The organism is Nocardioides zeae, assembly GCF_010686755.1.
Taxonomy (GTDB): Bacteria; Actinomycetota; Actinomycetes; order Propionibacteriales; family Nocardioidaceae; genus Nocardioides; species Nocardioides zeae.
Genome location: NZ_JAAGXA010000026.1, coordinates 1 through 17,263 on the forward strand (window position 1 = coordinate 1; position 17,263 = coordinate 17,263).

The 17,263-nt window shown below is 74.4% G+C and carries 17 protein-coding genes; 5 read left to right on the plus strand and 12 right to left on the minus strand.

The annotated features are described in order from the left end of the window. A partial coding sequence (locus G3T38_RS20575; protein ID WP_206675947.1) for a hypothetical protein occupies positions 1 to 857 on the minus strand: 857 nt, incomplete at its 3' end. Positions 858 to 1,132: 275 nt separating this feature from the next. Between G3T38_RS20575 and G3T38_RS20580 the strand changes: the two genes are divergently transcribed. From G3T38_RS20580 to G3T38_RS20595, 4 genes are all read left to right on the plus strand, one after another. Beyond that, a complete protein-coding gene (locus tag G3T38_RS20580; protein ID WP_163774754.1) occupies positions 1,133 to 1,747 on the plus strand; it encodes a TetR/AcrR family transcriptional regulator in 615 nt (204 codons plus the stop codon). Between the two features lie 90 nt (positions 1,748 to 1,837). Further along, entirely contained in the window at positions 1,838 to 3,478 is a 1,641-nt protein-coding gene (locus tag G3T38_RS20585; protein ID WP_163774755.1) for an MFS transporter, read from the plus strand. 58 nt (positions 3,479 to 3,536) lie between these two features. After that, positions 3,537 to 4,199, plus strand: a complete 663-nt coding sequence (locus G3T38_RS20590; RefSeq protein WP_338037792.1) for an alpha/beta hydrolase — start codon at positions 3,537 to 3,539, stop codon at positions 4,197 to 4,199. Further along, a complete protein-coding gene (locus G3T38_RS20595) occupies positions 4,196 to 5,380 on the plus strand; it encodes a serpin family protein (protein ID WP_163774757.1) in 1,185 nt (394 codons plus the stop codon). The genes G3T38_RS20590 and G3T38_RS20595 overlap by 4 nt, the downstream gene beginning before the upstream one ends. 24 nt (positions 5,381 to 5,404) lie before the next feature. On the opposite strand, the gene G3T38_RS20600 is transcribed toward G3T38_RS20595, so the two are convergent. The 5 genes from G3T38_RS20600 to G3T38_RS20620 are packed head-to-tail and all read right to left on the minus strand — an operon-like array spanning position 5,405 to position 10,526. Beyond that, the gene (locus G3T38_RS20600) at positions 5,405 to 5,950 is read right to left on the minus strand and encodes a type 1 glutamine amidotransferase domain-containing protein (protein ID WP_163774758.1); all 546 of its coding nucleotides are present in this window, start codon (positions 5,948 to 5,950) and stop codon (positions 5,405 to 5,407) included. A 34-nt stretch (positions 5,951 to 5,984) separates the two neighbouring features. Next, a complete protein-coding gene (locus G3T38_RS20605; protein WP_163774760.1) occupies positions 5,985 to 7,007 on the minus strand; it encodes a uroporphyrinogen decarboxylase/cobalamine-independent methonine synthase family protein in 1,023 nt (340 codons plus the stop codon). Next, positions 7,004 to 8,140 (minus strand): tRNA 2-thiouridine(34) synthase MnmA, encoded by a 1,137-nt coding sequence (gene mnmA / locus G3T38_RS20610; protein ID WP_163774762.1) that lies wholly within the window; start codon positions 8,138 to 8,140, stop codon positions 7,004 to 7,006. The genes G3T38_RS20605 and mnmA overlap by 4 nt, the downstream gene beginning before the upstream one ends. Then, positions 8,137 to 9,303 carry a cysteine desulfurase family protein gene (locus G3T38_RS20615; protein WP_163774764.1) on the minus strand — a complete coding sequence of 389 codons (1,167 nt, stop codon included), beginning with the start codon at positions 9,301 to 9,303 and terminating at the stop codon, positions 8,137 to 8,139. Before G3T38_RS20615 ends, mnmA begins: the two co-directional genes overlap by 4 nt. Positions 9,304 to 9,350: 47 nt before the next feature. Next, complete coding sequence (locus G3T38_RS20620) at positions 9,351 to 10,526, minus strand: benzoate/H(+) symporter BenE family transporter (RefSeq protein WP_163774765.1); 1,176 nt, start codon at positions 10,524 to 10,526, stop codon at positions 9,351 to 9,353. A gap of 58 nt (positions 10,527 to 10,584) precedes the next feature. On the opposite strand from G3T38_RS20620, the gene G3T38_RS20625 reads away from it, so the two are divergent. Continuing rightward, positions 10,585 to 11,145, plus strand: coding sequence for a helix-turn-helix domain-containing protein (locus G3T38_RS20625; RefSeq protein ID WP_163774767.1), 561 nt, complete (start codon positions 10,585 to 10,587; stop codon positions 11,143 to 11,145). Positions 11,146 to 11,149: 4 nt separating this feature from the next. Here the strand turns inward: G3T38_RS20625 and proB are convergent, their stop codons facing one another. The 6 genes from proB to G3T38_RS20655 form a co-directional block, all read right to left on the minus strand. Continuing rightward, positions 11,150 to 12,262 (minus strand): glutamate 5-kinase, encoded by a 1,113-nt coding sequence (gene proB, locus G3T38_RS20630; RefSeq protein ID WP_338037793.1) that lies wholly within the window; start codon positions 12,260 to 12,262, stop codon positions 11,150 to 11,152. Then, positions 12,259 to 13,818: a GTPase ObgE gene (gene obgE, locus G3T38_RS20635; protein ID WP_163774768.1), complete on the minus strand. Its 1,560-nt coding sequence runs from the start codon at positions 13,816 to 13,818 to the stop codon at positions 12,259 to 12,261. The genes proB and obgE overlap by 4 nt, the downstream gene beginning before the upstream one ends. A gap of 119 nt (positions 13,819 to 13,937) precedes the next feature. Next, the gene (gene rpmA / locus G3T38_RS20640; protein WP_163774770.1) at positions 13,938 to 14,192 is read right to left on the minus strand and encodes a 50S ribosomal protein L27; all 255 of its coding nucleotides are present in this window, start codon (positions 14,190 to 14,192) and stop codon (positions 13,938 to 13,940) included. A gap of 45 nt (positions 14,193 to 14,237) precedes the next feature. Beyond that, positions 14,238 to 14,540: a 50S ribosomal protein L21 gene (rplU, locus tag G3T38_RS20645; RefSeq protein WP_307205791.1), complete on the minus strand. Its 303-nt coding sequence runs from the start codon at positions 14,538 to 14,540 to the stop codon at positions 14,238 to 14,240. Between the two features lie 240 nt (positions 14,541 to 14,780). After that, on the minus strand, positions 14,781 to 15,857 hold the full coding sequence (gene metX / locus G3T38_RS20650) for a homoserine O-acetyltransferase MetX (RefSeq protein WP_163774774.1): 1,077 nt from the start codon (positions 15,855 to 15,857) through the stop codon (positions 14,781 to 14,783). Then, positions 15,854 to 17,140, minus strand: a complete 1,287-nt coding sequence (locus tag G3T38_RS20655; RefSeq protein WP_163774776.1) for an O-acetylhomoserine aminocarboxypropyltransferase/cysteine synthase family protein — start codon at positions 17,138 to 17,140, stop codon at positions 15,854 to 15,856. Before G3T38_RS20655 ends, metX begins: the two co-directional genes overlap by 4 nt. Positions 17,141 to 17,263 lie beyond the last annotated feature (123 nt).

Below are 17,263 nucleotides of genomic sequence, written 5' to 3' on the forward strand. Positions count from 1 at the left end.
AGGTCGGTGCGCTGCAGCCCGGCCAGGACGTCTGTGGGGAGCGCCGTGGCGCGTGAGGGCTCGAGGGGTTCGTCGTCGGTGACCGGCTCCGGCTCGGCTCCAGTCTCGGACTGGCTCGCGGTCGCTTCGTGCTCGACGAGGAGCGCGAGGAGGTCGGCGGGACGGGCGAGGTAACCCAGGGCGATGGCCCGCACCTCATCCGCACTGGCATCGGGGTGGCCCGGGACGATGATCTCCGCGACCCGGGCCACGGTGGCCTGCACCCACGCGGCATCCCCGGCATCCAACCGGGCGATCAACGTGCGCAACCCGAACTCATCCGTCCGCCCGAGCCCCACGTAGCGGCGGCGCCTCTCCTCCTCCACCCGCTGCTCGTGCAGGGCAGGATCGGCCTCGATCACCTTGCCCTCCGCCACGGTCAGCACCCGCCCGGGTGCCTCGGTCGCGATCATCCGCGCCACCGCGACATCGACGACCCCGACCACCGAAACCGGCAGGTGCCGCGACATCCGGGCGACCTTCCGCGCGACGTACACCTCCGCGCCACCGTCCCGCACCACCGCCCACGTCAACGGCAGGCGGTGCTGCAGGTCCAGCACGTCGGCCAGCGCGTTGATCGTGGCCGCCACACCCGAGCTCCGCGCGAGCGCGATCTCGCCCAGCGCGTGGTCCTGCACCCCCGGCGTACCCTCCCCACCCACGTTGACCAGCGGGTTCCGCAGACGGATGGACTCGCCCGAGTGGACCGCCGCCCACGCCGCGATCACCTCCAGGTCACGCACCTCCGCCAGGCGGCGGGCGCGCACCGCCTCCGCGGCTGCATCCAGCAGCCCACGAGACGAAAGGTGATCGAACATGTGTGCGATTCTACGCCCGCCTCACGCGCGCCGCCACCGCGATTCCACAGGCCAGCGTGGCCCAACTCGACGCCACCAACCGCGGCGTACGTGACAACTCGACGACCCCGCACCACGCCGTACCTGACAACTCGACGCCCCCACCGCGGCGTACCTGACAACTCGACGAGCGTGATCCACTCCACCGATGAAACGACTTGGTTTCATCACGCAACGGGTCTACAGTCTCCGACGGAACGAAACCGTTCCGTTTCATTAACAACCTCGAGGACCCCATGAGCCTGCGCCGTCCCACCTGCCGTCCCCGCGTCGAGGGGGACCGCGAGCAGGAGATCCGGGACGCGACGGCGCGGGTGCTCGCGGAGGTGGGGTACGACCGTCTCACCATGGACGCCGTCGCGAAGGCCGCACAGGCCTCCAAGGCGACGCTCTACCGCCGGTGGGAGACCAAGGCCAGCCTGGTGCTGGACACGCTCTGCACCCTCAAGGCCGGCCCTGAGACGCCGATCGACACCGGCTCGCTGCGCGGCGACCTCGTCGCCGCGTTCGGCACCCCCACGGGCTTCGTCAACACCAAGGCGCTGACGGTCTTCTCCAGCGTCCTCACCGCCATCGCCACGGACGAGGAGCTCGCCGCGGGGTTCCGCGAGCGGTTCCTCGGCCCCAAGCTCGCCGTCAGCCGCGAGATCTACGCCCGCGCGAAGGAGCGCGGGGAGATCCGGCCCGACCTCGACCTCGACCTGCTCGAGCCCGCCCTGCCGGGCATCGTGCTGCACCGCGCCATCGTGCTCGGCGAGCCCCCCACGCGGGAGCTCGTCGTGCGCGTGATCGACGAGATCATCCTCCCGGCGGCCACCCGCCGGGTGGAGGAGCCCGTCCCCACGACCTGACCGGCCACCCGGGACCCGTCCCGCTCGCCGCCCGCACCCGCCGTACGCCGCCGCGCCCGCACGCGGTCGAACAACCACCGAAGGAACCCCATGACCGACCTGTCCCCGACCTCCCCTGCGCCCGCGCAGGACGAGGCCGCCGCCCCGCCGGCCACGCGCCACCTCGGCTGGGCGCTCGTGCTCATCTCCGTCGCCCAGCTGATGGTCGTGCTCGACGCGACGATCGCGAACATCGCGCTGCCCTACATCGGCGCCGACCTCGGCATCGACGACGCCAACCTGTCGTGGATCGTGACGGGCTACGCCCTCGCGTTCGGCGGCCTCCTCCTGCTCGGCGGCCGTCTCGGCGACCTCCTCGGCCGCCGTCGCGTGCTGATGGCGGGCCTCGTCATCTTCGCCATCGCCTCCCTGCTCGGCGGCCTGGCCACCAACGAGGGCCTGCTCCTGGGGGCCCGTGGTCTCCAGGGCCTCGGCGCGGCGCTCGCCTCCCCGGCGGCCCTGGCGCTCATCACGACGACGTTCCCGGCCGGCCCCGCCCGCAACCGGGCGTTCGCGATCTACGCCGCCATGTCCGGCATCGGCGCCGCCTTCGGCCTCATCCTCGGCGGCTGGCTCACCGGCCACAGCTCGTTCTTCGGCATCGACGTCGAGGGCTGGCGCATGACCTTCCTCATCAACGTGCCGATCGGCATCATCGCCGCGCTCCTGGCCCCGCGCTTCCTGCCCGAGTCGGACCGCCACGCGGGTCGCCTCGACGTCCCCGGCGCCGTGACCGGCACGCTCGGCCTGCTCGCGATCGTCTTCGGCCTCACCCGCGCCAGCGAGGAGGCCCACGGCTGGGGCGACACCGGCACCATCGCGTCCCTCGTCGCCGGTGTCGTGCTGCTCGCGACCTTCATCGTCATCGAGACCCGCGTCTCCGACCCGCTCATGCCGATCCGCATCTTCGCCAACCGCACGCGCGCCGCGAGCTTCATCGCGATGATGGTGGTGCCGGCCGCGATGTTCGCGATGTTCTTCTTCCTCAGCCTCTACGTGCAGAACCTCGGCGGCTGGGAGCCCCTCCACACCGGGTTCGCGTTCCTCCCGTTCTCCATCGGCATCATCGTCGGCGCGACGCTGTCGTCGAACCTGGTCAACCGCATCGACCCCCGCTTCATCGCCGGCACCGGCACGATCCTGGCCGCCGTCGCCCTGTTCGGGTTCTCCCGGCTGCCCTCCGACCTCGCCGCAGGCGACGTCGTCTCGTCGCTCGCGTCGGGTGGCTCCGCGGTCGACATCGACTACGTGTCGGGCATGCTGCCCTACCTGCTGCTGATGTCGTTCGGGATGGGCCTCACCTTCGTGCCGCTCACCCTGACCGCGGTGCACCACGTGCGCGCCGAGGACTCCGGCATCGGCTCGGGCGTGCTCAACACCATGCAGCAGGTCGGTGGCGCGCTCGGCCTCGCGGCCCTCGCCACGGTCGCCAGCCACGTGGCCACCACCAGCGCCGAGACGTTCGGCCCGCAGGCCGGCCAGGCCGTCGCCGGCGCCGGCATCCCCCCCGAGCAGGGCGGCACTCTGACCGAGGCCGCGACCCAGCTGGCGGCGTTCGCCGACGGCAGCACGACCGCGTTCCTCGTCGGCGCCGGCCTCATTCTCCTCGGCTCCGTCGTCGTCTGGCTCTTCGTCGACGTGAAGCACGAGGAGCTCGCGACGGACGCCCCCGAGGGCGTGCACGTCGGCTGACGCCGGCACCGGGATCGGCCGACCCATCCGAGGGCGTGGCCGGGTACGAAGGGACATCGTGGAGACCGCACGTGACCTCGCACCCGACCACGCCCTCACCCGCGTCGACGTGGCGCACCCCCGCGGGGTGGTGCTGATGCTCCACGGCGGCAAGGAGCACTCGGACCGCGCGGTCGACGGCCGCAGCGCGTCCTGGCGACGCGCGGCGGCCATGCAGCGCACGATCGCGCCCGCCCTCGCCGAGGCCGGCTACGCGACGTGGCTCCTGCGCTACCGGCTCCGGGGCTGGAACGGCGGGGCCCCGGTCGTCGACGCGCGGGCCGCGCTGCGCCGCACCGACGCCGAGCTCCCCGGCCTGCCCGTCGTGCTGCTCGGGCACTCGATGGGCGCCCGCACGGCCGTCCACGTCGCCGACCACCCCACGGTGGCGGGCGTCGTCGCCCTCGCCCCGTGGTTCCCGCCCGGCGAGACCGTCGCCGCCGTGCCCGGCCGCACGCTCCGGGTGCTGCACGGGGCCCGCGACCGGATCACCTCGGCGCGCGCCTCCGCGGCGTACGTCGAGCGTGCGGCCGCCGCCGGAGCCGACGCCACCTTCGAGAGCGCGGGCTGGGCGGGGCACTACATGTTCACCCACGTCGCGCGGTGGAACGCGTTCGCGCTCGAGCGCTCGCTGGAGGTCCTGGCTGCGGCGCACCGGGGAGTGCCAGACTCGGAGACGTGAGCGAGACGAGCACCAGCGCCCTGCGGCCCGACCTCGACCTCGGGGGGCGGGTCGCGGCGTACGCCGACCGGCTCCACCGTACCCTCGGCGACACCCACCACGTGGTCTCACCGCTGGGCGTGTGGCTCGTGCTGGTCCTCGCCGGCACTGCCGCGACCCGTGCGGAGACGCAGCGCCGGATCGCCGACGTGCTGGGGGTCGACCCCCAGCACGCCGCCGAGGCGACGCGCGCGCTCGTGGACGCCGCCCCCGTGGAGCTGCGGCTCGCCGTCGGCGCCTGGGTCGCCGACGCGGCGCGGCAGGCGGCCAACCCGGCGGCGTACGACGTGTGGTCCCGCAGCCTGCCCCGCTCCGCGGGCACCGGTCCGATCCCGTCGCAGGCCGAGCTCGACGCGTGGGCGGACGAGCACACCGACGGGATGATCCCCCGGTTCCCCGCGGACGTGCCCCCCACCACGAGCGTGCTCCTGGCGAGTGCCGTCATGACCCGCATCTCCTGGGCGCAGCCCTTCCGGGCCGTGCCCGCCGCCGAGCTCGGGGGCCGCTGGGCGGAGATGGTCGAGCGGGTGCTCCGCAGCCCGGTCGAGCACCCCGTCGCGGCGGTGGAGGTGGACGGCGCGCGGTACGCCGTGCACCGCGCCGCGAGCAGCGGCGACACCACCGTGCTCAGCGTGGTCGCCGAGGATCCCGGCGCCGACCCGGCGGACGTCGTCGCCGCCGCCCACCGCCTGGCGCTCGGCGGCGGCACCGTCGTGCCGCTCGCCGACCTGCCCCTCGGTGAGGGGCCCGTGTGGACGGTCGTCGAGGAGGACGGGTTCGGTAGCGACCGCACGGACGCGCTGCTGCCGGCGTGGTCCGCGGACACCGAGGTCGACCTCCGGAAGGTGCCGTCGGGTGTCGACGCCGGGTTCGCGGCGTTGGCCGAGCTGCTGCCGCCGGCTCCGGGCGAGAAGTCCGCGGCCCTCCAGAAGTGCGTCGCGCGCTACTCCCGCGAGGGTTTCGAGGCCGCCGCCGTCACCGCGATGATGCGGGCGGCCAGCGGGGCGCCGATCCGGGGCCGCGTACGCCGCGGGACCGCGCGCTTCGCCCGCCCGTACGCCGTCGTGGCGACGGTGCGGACGGCAGCGGGCCCCCTCCCCGCCTTCTCCGGCTGGATCACCGAGCCGGTCGAGGCGGACTGAGGGAGCCCGCTGCGGTGACCGGCCTCAGGCCAGCTGCGCGGTGATCGCCCCGACGAACGCGGGCAGGTCGTCCGGGTTGCGGCTCGTGATCAGGGTGCCGTCCACGACGACCTCCTCGTCGACCCACTCCCCGCCGGCGTTGCGCACGTCGTCGGCCAGCGACGGGAAGCTCGTGAGCCGGCGGCCCTGCGCGAGGCCCGCGGAGACGAGCAGCCACGGGCCGTGGCAGATGACGGCGACGACCTTCTCCGCCGCGAGGGCGTCGGTGACGATCCTCTGCGCGGTCTCGTCGGTGCGGAGCTGGTCGGCGTTGACGGTGCCGCCGGGCACGACGACCGCGTCGAAGGTCGCCACGTCGACACCGGACAGGTCGCCGTCGACCTCGACCTTCGACGTCTTCTCCGTGTCGCCCTCCATCGCCTGGATGGGCTCGCCGGTCGTCGAGAAGACGTGCACCTCGGCGCCCTTCGCGCGCAGCTCGTCGCGCGGCGTCGTCAGCTCGACCTCCTCGAAGTAGTCCCCCGCCACGATGGCGATCCGGCGTCCGGTCAGCTCTCCCTGGGTGCTCATCCCTCGAGGCTAGACACCCACCCGAAGGGGCGGCTCAGGCCTCGTCCACCCGCCGCGCGGCGTCGTGCAGCGCCTGCAGCACGCGGGGCGCGACGGAGGCGGGCACGCCCGCGAGGCCGCACGCCGGCACCAGGCCGAGGCGGTCGCCCGGGGCGAGCCCGAGGGTCTCGAGCCAGCGCGACGCCCGCTCCGCGAGGCGCCGCTCCGCCGGTGCCGCGGTCGGCGCCGGGTGCGTGGCGACGACGCCGAGGCCGACCGCGATCCCGGCCTCGTACGCCTCGGCCAGCTGGTCGAGGTCGCCCGCTCCCAGGAGGTCGGCGTCGGCCAGCAGGCCCTGCGCCCCGGCGCCCCGCAGCAGCGCCCAGGGCACGTCGGCGGCGCACGCGTGCACCCAGGGCTCGGCCCCGGCGCCGGCTGCCGCGGCCAGGACCCAGCCGAGCACCTCGGCGAGCTCGGGCCGGTCGACGGACCGGTGCTGGCCCCAGCCCGAGGCCGTCGGCACGCGGGCCTGCTGCACCGCCACCAGCGCGGGCTCGTCGACCTGCACCACCACGCGGGTGCACCCCGGCACCCGGCGGCGCAGCTCGGCCACGTGGTCGGCCACTCCCTCCGCGAGCGCCTGGGCCAGGTCGCGCCGCGCGCCGTGGTCGGCCAGCACCTTGTCGCCCCGGGGGCGCTCGGTCGTGGCGGCCAGCGTCCACGGTCCCGCGACCTGCACCTTGAACGGCCCCGCGTAGCCCTGCACCCGCTCCTCCAGCGCGTCCAGGTCCTGCATCAGCAGGCTCCGGGCGCGACGCTGGTCGAGGCCGGGCGACCCCGACGTACCGGTCAGGCGCCAGCCCGCGGGCTGGAGGTCGACGTCGAGCCCGGTCTGCAGGGCGAGCGCCCGTCCGGTCATCGCCGCCCCGGCGCCCCGTCCGGGCACCTCGGGCACGTAGGGCAGCCCCGGGCCTGCGTCACCGTCCCCGCCGAGCACGTCGAGCACCTGGCGCAACGCCTCGTCGTACGCGGCCTGGTCGGCCCCCGGGTGGGAGCCGATGCCGGTCGCGAAGGTCATGCCGCCCGCCTCGTCGTCGCGATGGTCGCGGAGCCGACGACGCGCGTGCCGTCGTAGAACACCGCCGCCTGGCCGGGCGCGATCCCCTCGGCGGGCTCGAGCAGCTCGACCGCGACGGACCCGTCGGGCGACGCGTCGAGCACCGTCAGCACCGCCGCGTGCTCGGCACCGTGCGCCCGGAGCTGCACCGTGCACCGGAGCGGGACGTCGGGCTCCGGCGGCGCGTCGCACCAGCGCGGCCGGATGCCGCTCAGCCCGTCGATCCGCAGGCCCTCCCGCGGACCCACGCGCACGGTGCCGCTCACCGGCTCGATGTCGAGCACGAAGCGCGGCTTGCCGTCGGGAGCCGGCCGGCCGATGCGCAGTCCGCGGCGCTGGCCGATCGTGTAGCCGTAAGTGCCCGTGTGGTGACCGAGCACCTCGCCGGTCGCGTCGTCGACGATGTCGCCGCCCCACTCCCCCGACGGCTGCGGCGACCGGTCGCCGATCTTCTCGGCGAGCCAGCCCGCGTTGTCGCCGTCGGCGACGAAGCAGATGTCGTGGCTGTCGGGCTTGTCGGCGACGAGCAGGCCGCGGGCGGCGGCTTCGCGCCGTACCTCCGGCTTCGGCGTGCCCGCCAGCGGGAACAGCGCGTGCCGCAGCTGGTCCTGGTCGAGCACCCCGAGCACGTAGGACTGGTCCTTGGCGGCGTCCGCCGCGCGGTGCAGCTCGACGAGCCCCTCGCTCGCGCCGGAGCCGGGGCGCAGGTCGGCGTAGTGGCCCGTCGCCACCGCGTCGAAGCCGAGCGCGCGGGCCCGGTCGAGCACGGCGGCGAACTTGATCCGCTCGTTGCAGCGCAGGCACGGGTTGGGGGTGCGACCTGCGGCGTACTCGTCCATGAAGTCCGTGACCACGTCCTCGTGGAACTCCGCCGAGAGGTCCCAGACGTAGAACGGGATGCCGATGACGTCCGCCGCCCGACGGGCGTCGTTGCTGTCCTCGATGGTGCAGCAGCCGCGGGCGCCGGAGCGGTACGACGCGGGGTTGCGCGACAGCGCCAGGTGCACGCCGGTCACGTCGTGGCCGGCCTCCTTCGCGCGGGCCGCGGCGACGGCGGAGTCGACGCCCCCCGACATGGCGGCGACGACCCTCATCGGCGCACCCGCCGCGCGGCCCCCGCCCGCTCCACCGCGGGACCGATCGCCGCCAGGAACGCGTCGACGTCGACGTCGCTGCTGCTGTGGCCCAGCGAGACCCGCAGCGCCTCCCGGGCCTCCTGCTCGCCGATCCCCATCGCGAGCAGCACGTGGCTCGGCTGGGGCACGCCCGCCGAGCAGGCGGAGCCGGTCGAGACCTCGACACCCTGCGCATCGAGGAGCATGAGCAGGGAGTCGCCCTCGCACCCGCCGAAGCCGAGGTTGGCGATGCCGGGCAGCCGGTCGGCACCGGCACCGTGCACGACCACCCCGGGGACGACGGCGCGCACGCCCTCGACCAGCCGGTCGCGGAGGGCCTCGAGCCGGAGCGCCGCACCGGCCTGCTCCTTCACCGCGATCTCGTACGCCGCGGCGAGGCCCGCGATGGACGGGACGCCCACCGTGCCGCTGCGGAGGTCGCGCTCCTGCCCGCCCCCGTGGAGGAGGGGTGCCACCTGCACGCCGCGCCGCACGAGCAGCACCCCGACGCCGTGCGGTCCACCGACCTTGTGGGCGGTCGCGGTCAGGAGGTCCACCCCGGAGTCGGCGAACGACACGGGGACCGCACCGACCGCCTGCACGGCATCGGTGTGGAACGGCACGTCGTGGGCGCGGCAGAGGGCCGCGAGACGCTCGACCGGCTGGATCACGCCCGTCTCGTTGTTGGCCCACATGACCGACACGACGGCGACGTCGTCGCCGACCAGGGCGGCCTCGAGCGCGTCGGTGAGCACGCGGCCCTCGGCGTCGACCGGGAGCAGCTCGACGCGGGCGTCCTCCCGCTGCTCGAGCCACGCGGCGGCGTGCAGCACGGCGTGGTGCTCCACGGCGGAGACGAGCACGCGACGGCGGGCCGGGTCCGCCGCGCGGCGAGCGCGGTAGGCACCCTTCAACGCGAGGTTGTCCGACTCCGTTCCGCCCGAGGTGAAGACCACCTCGCTGGGCCGGCAGTCGAGCGACTCGGCCACGCTCTCCCGCGACTCCTCCAGCACCCGACGGGCGTCGCGGCCCGCGCCGTGCAACGACGCCGGGTTGCCCGTGGCGCCGAGGTGCGCGAGCAGCGCGTCGCGGGCCTGCGGGCGCAGCGGGCTGGTCGCGGCGTGGTCGAGGTAGGCGGGCATGGCGCGGACAAGCGTACGCCGCGACCCCGCCACCGCCCTTCTCCCGGTCAGCCGCGGACGGGGCGCTCGACGGCGACCCGCACGACCAGCCCGGCGAGCAGCGCCCAGAAGGCGGCGCCGACGCCGCCGAGGCTGAGCCCTCCCGCGGCGACGACGAAGGCCACCACGGCGCTCGTCCGCGTCGCGGCGTCCGCCAGCGCGGAGGCCACCGCGGCGCCGAACGCGCCGAGCAGGGCCAACCCGGCGACCGCCTCCACCAGTCCGCCGGGAGCGGCCGCCGTCACGCTGGCCAGGGCCCCGGAGGAGAGGGCGAGCACGACGTACGTCACCCCCGCGCTCACCGCCGCGATCCAGCGCCGGTCCCGATCGGGACCGGCCTCGTCACCGGCCGCCAGGGCCGCCGAGATGGCGGCCAGGTTCATGGCGTGGGACCCGAACGGCGCCGCGACGACCGTGCCGACCCCGGTCACCGTCATCGTGGAGCGCCAGGGCGCGTCGTACCCGAAGGAGCGGAGCACGGCGACGCCCGGCACGTTCTGCGAGGCCATCGTCACGACGTACAGCGGCAGCGCGATGCCGACGAGTGCGGCCGGGGTGAAGGCGGGGGTCGTCCACGCCAGCGACGGCGCGAGCGAGCCCGTGACGGGCGTGCCGGTGCGCGTCAGCTCCACCGCGATGACCACGAGGGCCGCCACCAGCGCCGCCGGCACCGCCCACCGCGGCGCCCACCGCACCACGAGCAGCCACACCACCACCACCGGCAGCGCCAGCGCCGGGACCTCGGCCACCGCCTCGACGGGCGCCAGCACGAGCGGGAGCAGCACCCCCGCGAGCATCGCCTGCGCCACCCCCGCGGGGATCCGGGCGACGAGCCGGCCGAGCCAGCCGACGTACCCGGTCGCCACGAACAGCAGCCCGGTGACCAGGAACGCCCCGACCGCCGCGGGCCACCCGCCCTCGACCACGCCCGTGCCGACCAGCAGCGCGGCACCCGGGGTCGACCACGCCAGCGTGATGGGGATGCGGTGCCACAGGGCCAGGACGATGATGCCCGCCGCGAAGGCGAGCGTGACCGCGAGCAGCCCCGAGGCGGCCTGCTCCTCCGTGGCCCCGGCCGCGCGGAGACCGGCGAGCAGGACGGCGAAGGACGAGGTGAACCCCACCACCGCGGTCACCACGCCCGCGAGGACGGGGGCGGTCAGGGAACGGTCGACGCTGGGCACGGGCGCAGGCTACGCCCTGTTCCGTATACGGAACAAGGCGGTGCGTCATGATGGCCCGATGGACGAGCCCCGCGACCCCACGGCCGCCGCGGTCGGCGCCCGCGTTCGCGCGCTGCGGTCCGAGCGGGGCCTCACGTTGAGCGCGCTGGCGCGGACGGCGGGGATCGGGAAGGCCTCGCTCTCGGAGCTCGAGCAGGGCCGCCGGAACCCCACCCTCGCGACGCTGTACGCCGTGGCCGGCCCCCTCGGCGTACCGCTCGTCGCGCTGCTCGGCGACGCCCCCGGAGCCGTCGTGGCGGACCCGGGAGACCCCGAGGGGCCCGGCGACCCCGGGCTCGTCGCCCGGCTGCTGCACGTCGACCGGGACCCCGGGACGACCACGGAGGTCTACTGGATCGAGCTGCCCCCCGGCGGACGGCGCGACTCCGTGCCCCACACCGCCGGGGCCGTCGAGCACGTGCTCGTCGTGCGCGGGTCGCTCGTCGTCACCGTGGACGGCGTCCCCACCTCGCTCGGCCCCGGCGACGCGCACGCCTGGCGGGCCGACGTCCCGCACGGGTACGCCGCGGGGCCCGACGGCGCCGCCGGGGTCGACACGATCCGCACCGGGCCCGGCTGACGCCTCAGAGCAGGACGAGGTCGTCGCGGTGCACGACCTCGCGCTCGTACTCGGCGCCCAGCTCGGCGGCGAGCTCGGTGCTGGAGCGCCCCGCGAGCCGCGGGATCTCCTCGGCGTCGAAGTTGACCAGCCCCCGCGCCACCGCGACGCCGTCGGGGCCGACGAGGTCGACGGGGTCGCCCGCGTGGAACGTGCCCTCGGCGCCGGTGACACCGGCGGCGAGCAACGAGGCGCGGCGGCCCAGCACGGCGCGCACCGCACCCGCGTCGAGCAGCAGCGCGCCCTTGCCCTCGGTGGCGTGCCGCAGCCACAGCAGCCGCGTCGGGCGACGGCGGCCGGTGGCGTGGAAGAGGGTGCCGATCGGGTCGCCGGCGAGCGCCGCGGCGGCGTTCGGCGCCGACGTCAGCACGACGGGGATCCCGGCGCCGGTCGCGATCCGCGCCGCCTCGACCTTCGTCACCATGCCGCCCGTGCCGACGCCCGCGGACCCGACGGACCCGATCGCGACCTCGGCGAGGTCGGCGTCCGAGCGCACGTCGGTGAGCAGCGACGTGCCCGGCAGGGCCGGGTTGCCGTCGTAGAGCCCGTCCACGTCGGACAGCAGCACGAGCAGGTCCGCGTGCACGAGGTGCGCCACGAGCGCGGCCAGGCGGTCGTTGTCGCCGAAGCGGATCTCCTGCGTGGCCACCGTGTCGTTCTCGTTGACGATCGGCAGCACCCCGAGCTCGAGGAGCTTCGCGAACGTCTGGTGGGCGTTGCGGTAGTGGGAGCGCCGCACCACGTCGTCGACGGTGAGGAGCACCTGGCCCGTGGTGACGCCGTACGCCGCGAGCGCCGCCGTGTACTGCGCGACCAGCAGCCCCTGGCCCACCGAGGCGGCCGCCTGCTGCGCGGCCAGGCCCTTGGGGCGGCGCTTGAGGCCGAGCGGCGCGAGCCCGGCCGCGATCGCCCCGGAGGACACGAGCACGACCTCGACCCCGCGGGCGCGCACGGCGGCGAGCGCCGTCACCAGCGACTGCAGGCGCTCCGGGGCGATGCCGCCCGCGGCCGTCGTGAGCGAGGACGAACCGACCTTGACGACGACGCGACGCGCCGCCGTCACCTCCGGCCGGCTCACCGCTCCTCGCCGCGGGACGGGTCGTCCTCGCTCCAACCGAGGTCGGCCGGCACCTGCTCGGCGTCCGGGTCGTCGGCGCCCCCGATCTCGTAGGACACGGGGCCGTCGACGCGGCGGGCCACGTCGGCGCGCGCCTCCCCCTCGGCGCGGTCCTCGAAGCCCTCGTCGATCGCGCGACGGCGGGACGCGGCGGGACGCTCCTCGGTGAAGCGCTGGTCCTCGCCCCGTCGTCCGAGCATCTCGGCCCCGGCGTCGATGCCCGGCTTGAAGTCGAAGACGACCGCGTTGTCGGGGTGCCCGATGAGCACGGTGTCGCCCTCGACGGCCCCGAGCTTGACCAGCTTCTCCTCGACGCCCAGCCGGTTGAGGCGGTCGGCGAGGAAGCCGACGGCCTCGTCGTTGCTGAAGTCGGTCTGGCGCACCCAGCGCTCCGGCTTGGTGCCCCGCACGCGCCAGCCGTCGCCGGTCTCCGTGACCGTGAAGTCGTCGCCGCCGTCGGCACCCCCCGGGCGCAGCACGATCCGGGTCGCCTCCACCACCGGGCGGGCGGCGCGCGCCGCCTGCACGATCGACGCCATCGCGAAGGTCAGCTCGCGCACCCCCGACCCGGACGCCGCCGAGACGAGGTGGACGGCGAGCCCGCGGGCGGTGAGGTCCTCCACCACCATGTCGGCGATGTCGGCACCGTCCGGCACGTCGACCTTGTTGAGGGCCACGAGCCGCGGCCGGTCCTCCAGACCGCCGTAGCGCGCCAGCTCGTTCTCGATGACGTCGAGGTCGTCGACCGGGTTGCGGCCCGGCTCGATGCTGGCCGTGTCGATGACGTGCACGAGCGCGGCGCAGCGCTCGATGTGGCGGAGGAAGTCGTGGCCGAGGCCGCGCCCCTCGCTGGCGCCCTCGATGAGGCCGGGCACGTCGGCGACGGTGAAGACCGTGTCGCCCGCGGTGACGACGCCGAGGTTGGGCACGAGGGTCGTGAACGGGTAGTCGGCGATCTTGGGCCGGGCCCGCGACATGGCGGCGATGAGCGAGGACTTGCCCGCGCTGGGGAAGCCGACCAGGCCGATGTCGGCCACGACCTTCAGCTCGAGGCTGATCGTCAGCTCGTCACCGGGCTCCCCGAGGAGCGCGAAACCGGGCGCCTTGCGCTTCGACGACGCCAGGGCGGCGTTGCCGAGACCGCCGCGACCGCCCTGGGCGATCACCATCTCGGTGCCCGCGCCGACCATGTCGGCGAGCAGCTCGCCGTCCTCGCCCCGCACCACGGTGCCGTCCGGCACCGGCAGCACGAGGTCGCCGCCGTGGCCACCGTTGCGGTGGGCCCCGGCGCCGTGGCCGCCGTGCTCCGCGCGGCGCTTCGGGCTGTGGTGGTAGTCCAGCAGCGTCGTCACGTTGGGGTCGACCCGCAGGATGACCGAGCCGCCCGGGCCGCCGTTGCCGCCGTCGGGGCCGCCGAGCGGCTTGAACTTCTCGCGGTGCACCGAGGCGACGCCGTTGCCGCCCCGGCCCGCCGCCACGTGCAGGGTGACGCGGTCGACGAAGGTGGGGACGGCCATGGGTGCTCCTCGATGAGCCGCCGCGCACGGCGGCGGACGGGTGGTGCCGGAAAAGAGGAAGGGCGCCCCGTTGCCGGGACGCCCTTCACTCGGATGCTGCGGGGTGGGTGAGCGTCAGCTCACTCGCCCGGGACGATGTTCACGACACGACGGCCGCGGCGCGTGCCGAACTCGACCTTGCCCGCCGCGAGGGCGAACAGCGTGTCGTCGCCGCCACGGCCGACGTCGTTGCCCGGGTGGAAGTGCGTGCCGCGCTGGCGGACGATGATCTCGCCGGCGTTGACGAGCTGACCGCCGTAGCGCTTGACGCCCAGACGCTGCGCGTTGGAGTCGCGACCGTTCTTGGTGGACGCGGCGCCCTTCTTGTGTGCCATGAGTTCAGTCCTTCGGTGGAGGAGAGCGGTGGGAGCTCAGGTCTCTCAGAGAGAGATGCCGGTGACCTTGACCTGGGTGTACTTCTGACGGTGACCCTGGCGCTTCTTGTAGCCGGTCTTGTTCTTGTACTTCTGGATGATGATCTTCGGGCCCTTGGTGGCCCCGACGACCTCGGCCGTCACGGAGGCCTTGTCCAGACCGGTCGACGACACGGTCTCGCCGTCGACGACCAGCACCACCGGCAGGGTCAGCGACTCGCCGACCGCGACCTCGGTCTTGTCGATCTCGATGACGTCGCCGACGGCAACCTTCTGCTGCTTGGCGCCTGCGCGCACGATCGCGTACACCGCGGTCTCCTTCGTCATTGCTTCTTCACGCTTCGGTCTGCTGGTGCACCGCACAGCGCGACCTCCGGAGGACCCGGGAGTCGTACGCCTAGTGGCGGCGCCACGCAGAAAACGGTGCGCAGCGAGCACACCGAGAGTCGATACTACGGAAGCCACGCCGCTTCGGCAAAACGGTGCGGCCGGGCTCCCGGTGACGCAGGAGCCATCCTCCCCCACCACGGCGCCGACGGCCAATCCGCGTCACGACCGGAGGAAGTCCGCCACGAGCTCGTGGTAGCCCGGCGGCCGCAGCAGGAACGAGTCGTGCCCCCACGGCGAGGCCAGCTCGTGGTGCGCCACCTCCTGCCCCGCCGCGGCCAGCTCGTCGACGACGAACCGCGAGTGCGCCGTGCCGAAGCGCCAGTCCGAGTCGAAGCTGATCGCCAGGACCCGCGGGTCGCCCGATGCGACCGCCGCGGCGAAGGCCGGGTCGGCGAACGGGTCGAAGCGGTCGAGGAGCCGCGTCAGCACGAGGTAGGAGTTCGCGTCGAACCGCCGCACGAACGCCTCCCCCTGGTGCTGCAGGTAGCCCTCGATCCCGTCCCGGCCGTACTTCTCCTCGAGGCCCTGCGCCGACACGTACGTGATGTGGGCCATCATCCGCGCCACCTTCAGGCCGCGGGCGGGCACGACGCCGTGCTCGGCGTACCGTCCGCCGTGGAAGTCGGGGTCAGCGGTGATCGCCTCGCGCGCCACCGAGGAGAACCCGATGTTCTCGGCCGTCAGGCGCGCGGTCGCGGCCACGAGGACGGCCCGCTGCAGCCGCCCCGGCTCGTCGGCGAGCCACTGCAGCAGCTGCATGCCCCCCAGGGAGCCCCCGACCCCCGCGTGGACCGCACCGATCCCCAGGTGGTCGAGGAGCCGCCGGTGCACGGCGACGAGGTCCGCGACGTGCAGCTCGGGGAAGTCCGGTCCGTGCGGCCGGCCCGTGGCGGGGTCGACCGACGACGGGCCGGTCGTCCCCCGGCACCCCCCGAGCAGGTTGGGGCACACGACGAAGAACCGGTCGGTGTCGATCGGCCGCCCCGGTCCGATCAGGTTGTCCCACCACCCGCGACGGGCCGGGTCGCCGTGGTGGCCCGCCGCGTGGGCGTCGCCGGTGAGGGCGTGCGCGACGAGCACGACGTTGTCGCGGGCGGCGGCGAGCTCGCCGTACGTCTCGAAGGCCACCTCGACGTGCCGCAGCACGCCGCCGTCGGTCAGCCGGAGCGGGTGCTCCGGCGTCGCGACGACGGCGTGCTGGGTGGCGACGAGGCCGAGGCCAGGTCGGGGGCTCACTTCGCCTGGGCGAGCGCCTGGTCGAGGTCGGCGATGAGGTCGTCCACGTTCTCGATGCCGATGGAGAGCCGCACGAGGTCCTCCGGCACACCCGCCGCCTCGAGCTCGTCGGGCGTGAGCTGGCTGTGGGTGGTGGTCGCGTTGTGGATGGCCAGCGACTTGGCGTCACCGATGTTGGCGAGGTGGCTGAACAGCTCGAGCCCCTCCACGAAGCGCTTGCCGCCGTCACGGCCCGACTTCAGGCCGAAGCTGACGAGACCGCCGTACCCCTTGCCCGTGAAGATCCGGTCCGCGACCTCCTTCGACGGGTCGCCCTCGAGGCCCGGGTAGCTCACCCAGGCCACGGCCTCGTGGTCCTGCAGGTGCTGCGCCACCGCGAGGGCGTTCGAGCTGTGGCGCTCGAGGCGGAGGTGGAGCGTCTCCAGGCCCTGGAGGAACAGCCAGGAGTTGAGCGGGGCGACCGCCGCGCCCGTGTTGCGCAGCAGCACGGTGCGCGCCCGGATGATGTAGGCCAGGTTGCCGACGGCCTCCGTCCAGACGACGCCGTGGTACGCCCCGTCCGGCTGCGTGAGGCCGGGGAAGCGCTCCGCGTGCGCCGCCCAGTCGAAGGTGCCGGAGTCGACGATGACGCCGCCGACGGAGGTGCCGTGGCCGCCGATGTACTTCGTCGCCGAGTGCACCGAGACGTCGGCACCGTGGTCGAAGACCCGCGCCAGGTACGGCGTCGGCGTGGTGTTGTCCACGATGAGCGGCAGGCCCTGGTCGTGGGCCGCGTCGGCCCAGGCGCGCACGTCGACGACGTTGAGGCGCGGGTTGCCGATCGTCTCGGCGAAGACGAGCTTGGTCTTCCCGTCGACGTGCTGCGCCAGCTCCTCCGGCTTGTCGGCGTCGACGAAGCGCACCTCGATGCCGAACTGCGGGAGCGTGTGGGCGAAGAGGGCGTAGGTGCCGCCGTACAGCGTCGAGAGCGCCACGATGTTGTCGCCCGCGTAGGTCAGGTTGAGCACCGCGTAGGTGATCGCCGCAGAGCCCGAGGCCACCGCGAGCGCGCCGACGCCGCCCTCGAGCTGGGTGATGCGGTCCTCGAACACCGACTGCGTCGGGTTCATGATCCGCGTGTAGATGTTGCCGGGCACCGAGAGGTTGAACAGGTTCGCGGCGTGCTCGGTGTCGTCGAAGACGTAGGACGTCGTCTGGTAGATCGGCACCGCCCGCGCGTTGGTCGCGGAGTCGGGCTCCTCCTGTCCGGCGTGGACGGCGAGGGTCTCGGGACGGTAGGTCATGGCTGCACCTTTCGGGAGGGCCGCGGCTCTGCGGCGTCCGGCAATGTGCAGCAACCTAGTCGGGTTCCGCGGCGTTCTTCCGGGTGCCCACCTAGCGAAACGGTCTTGACGCGGTCGTGGGGG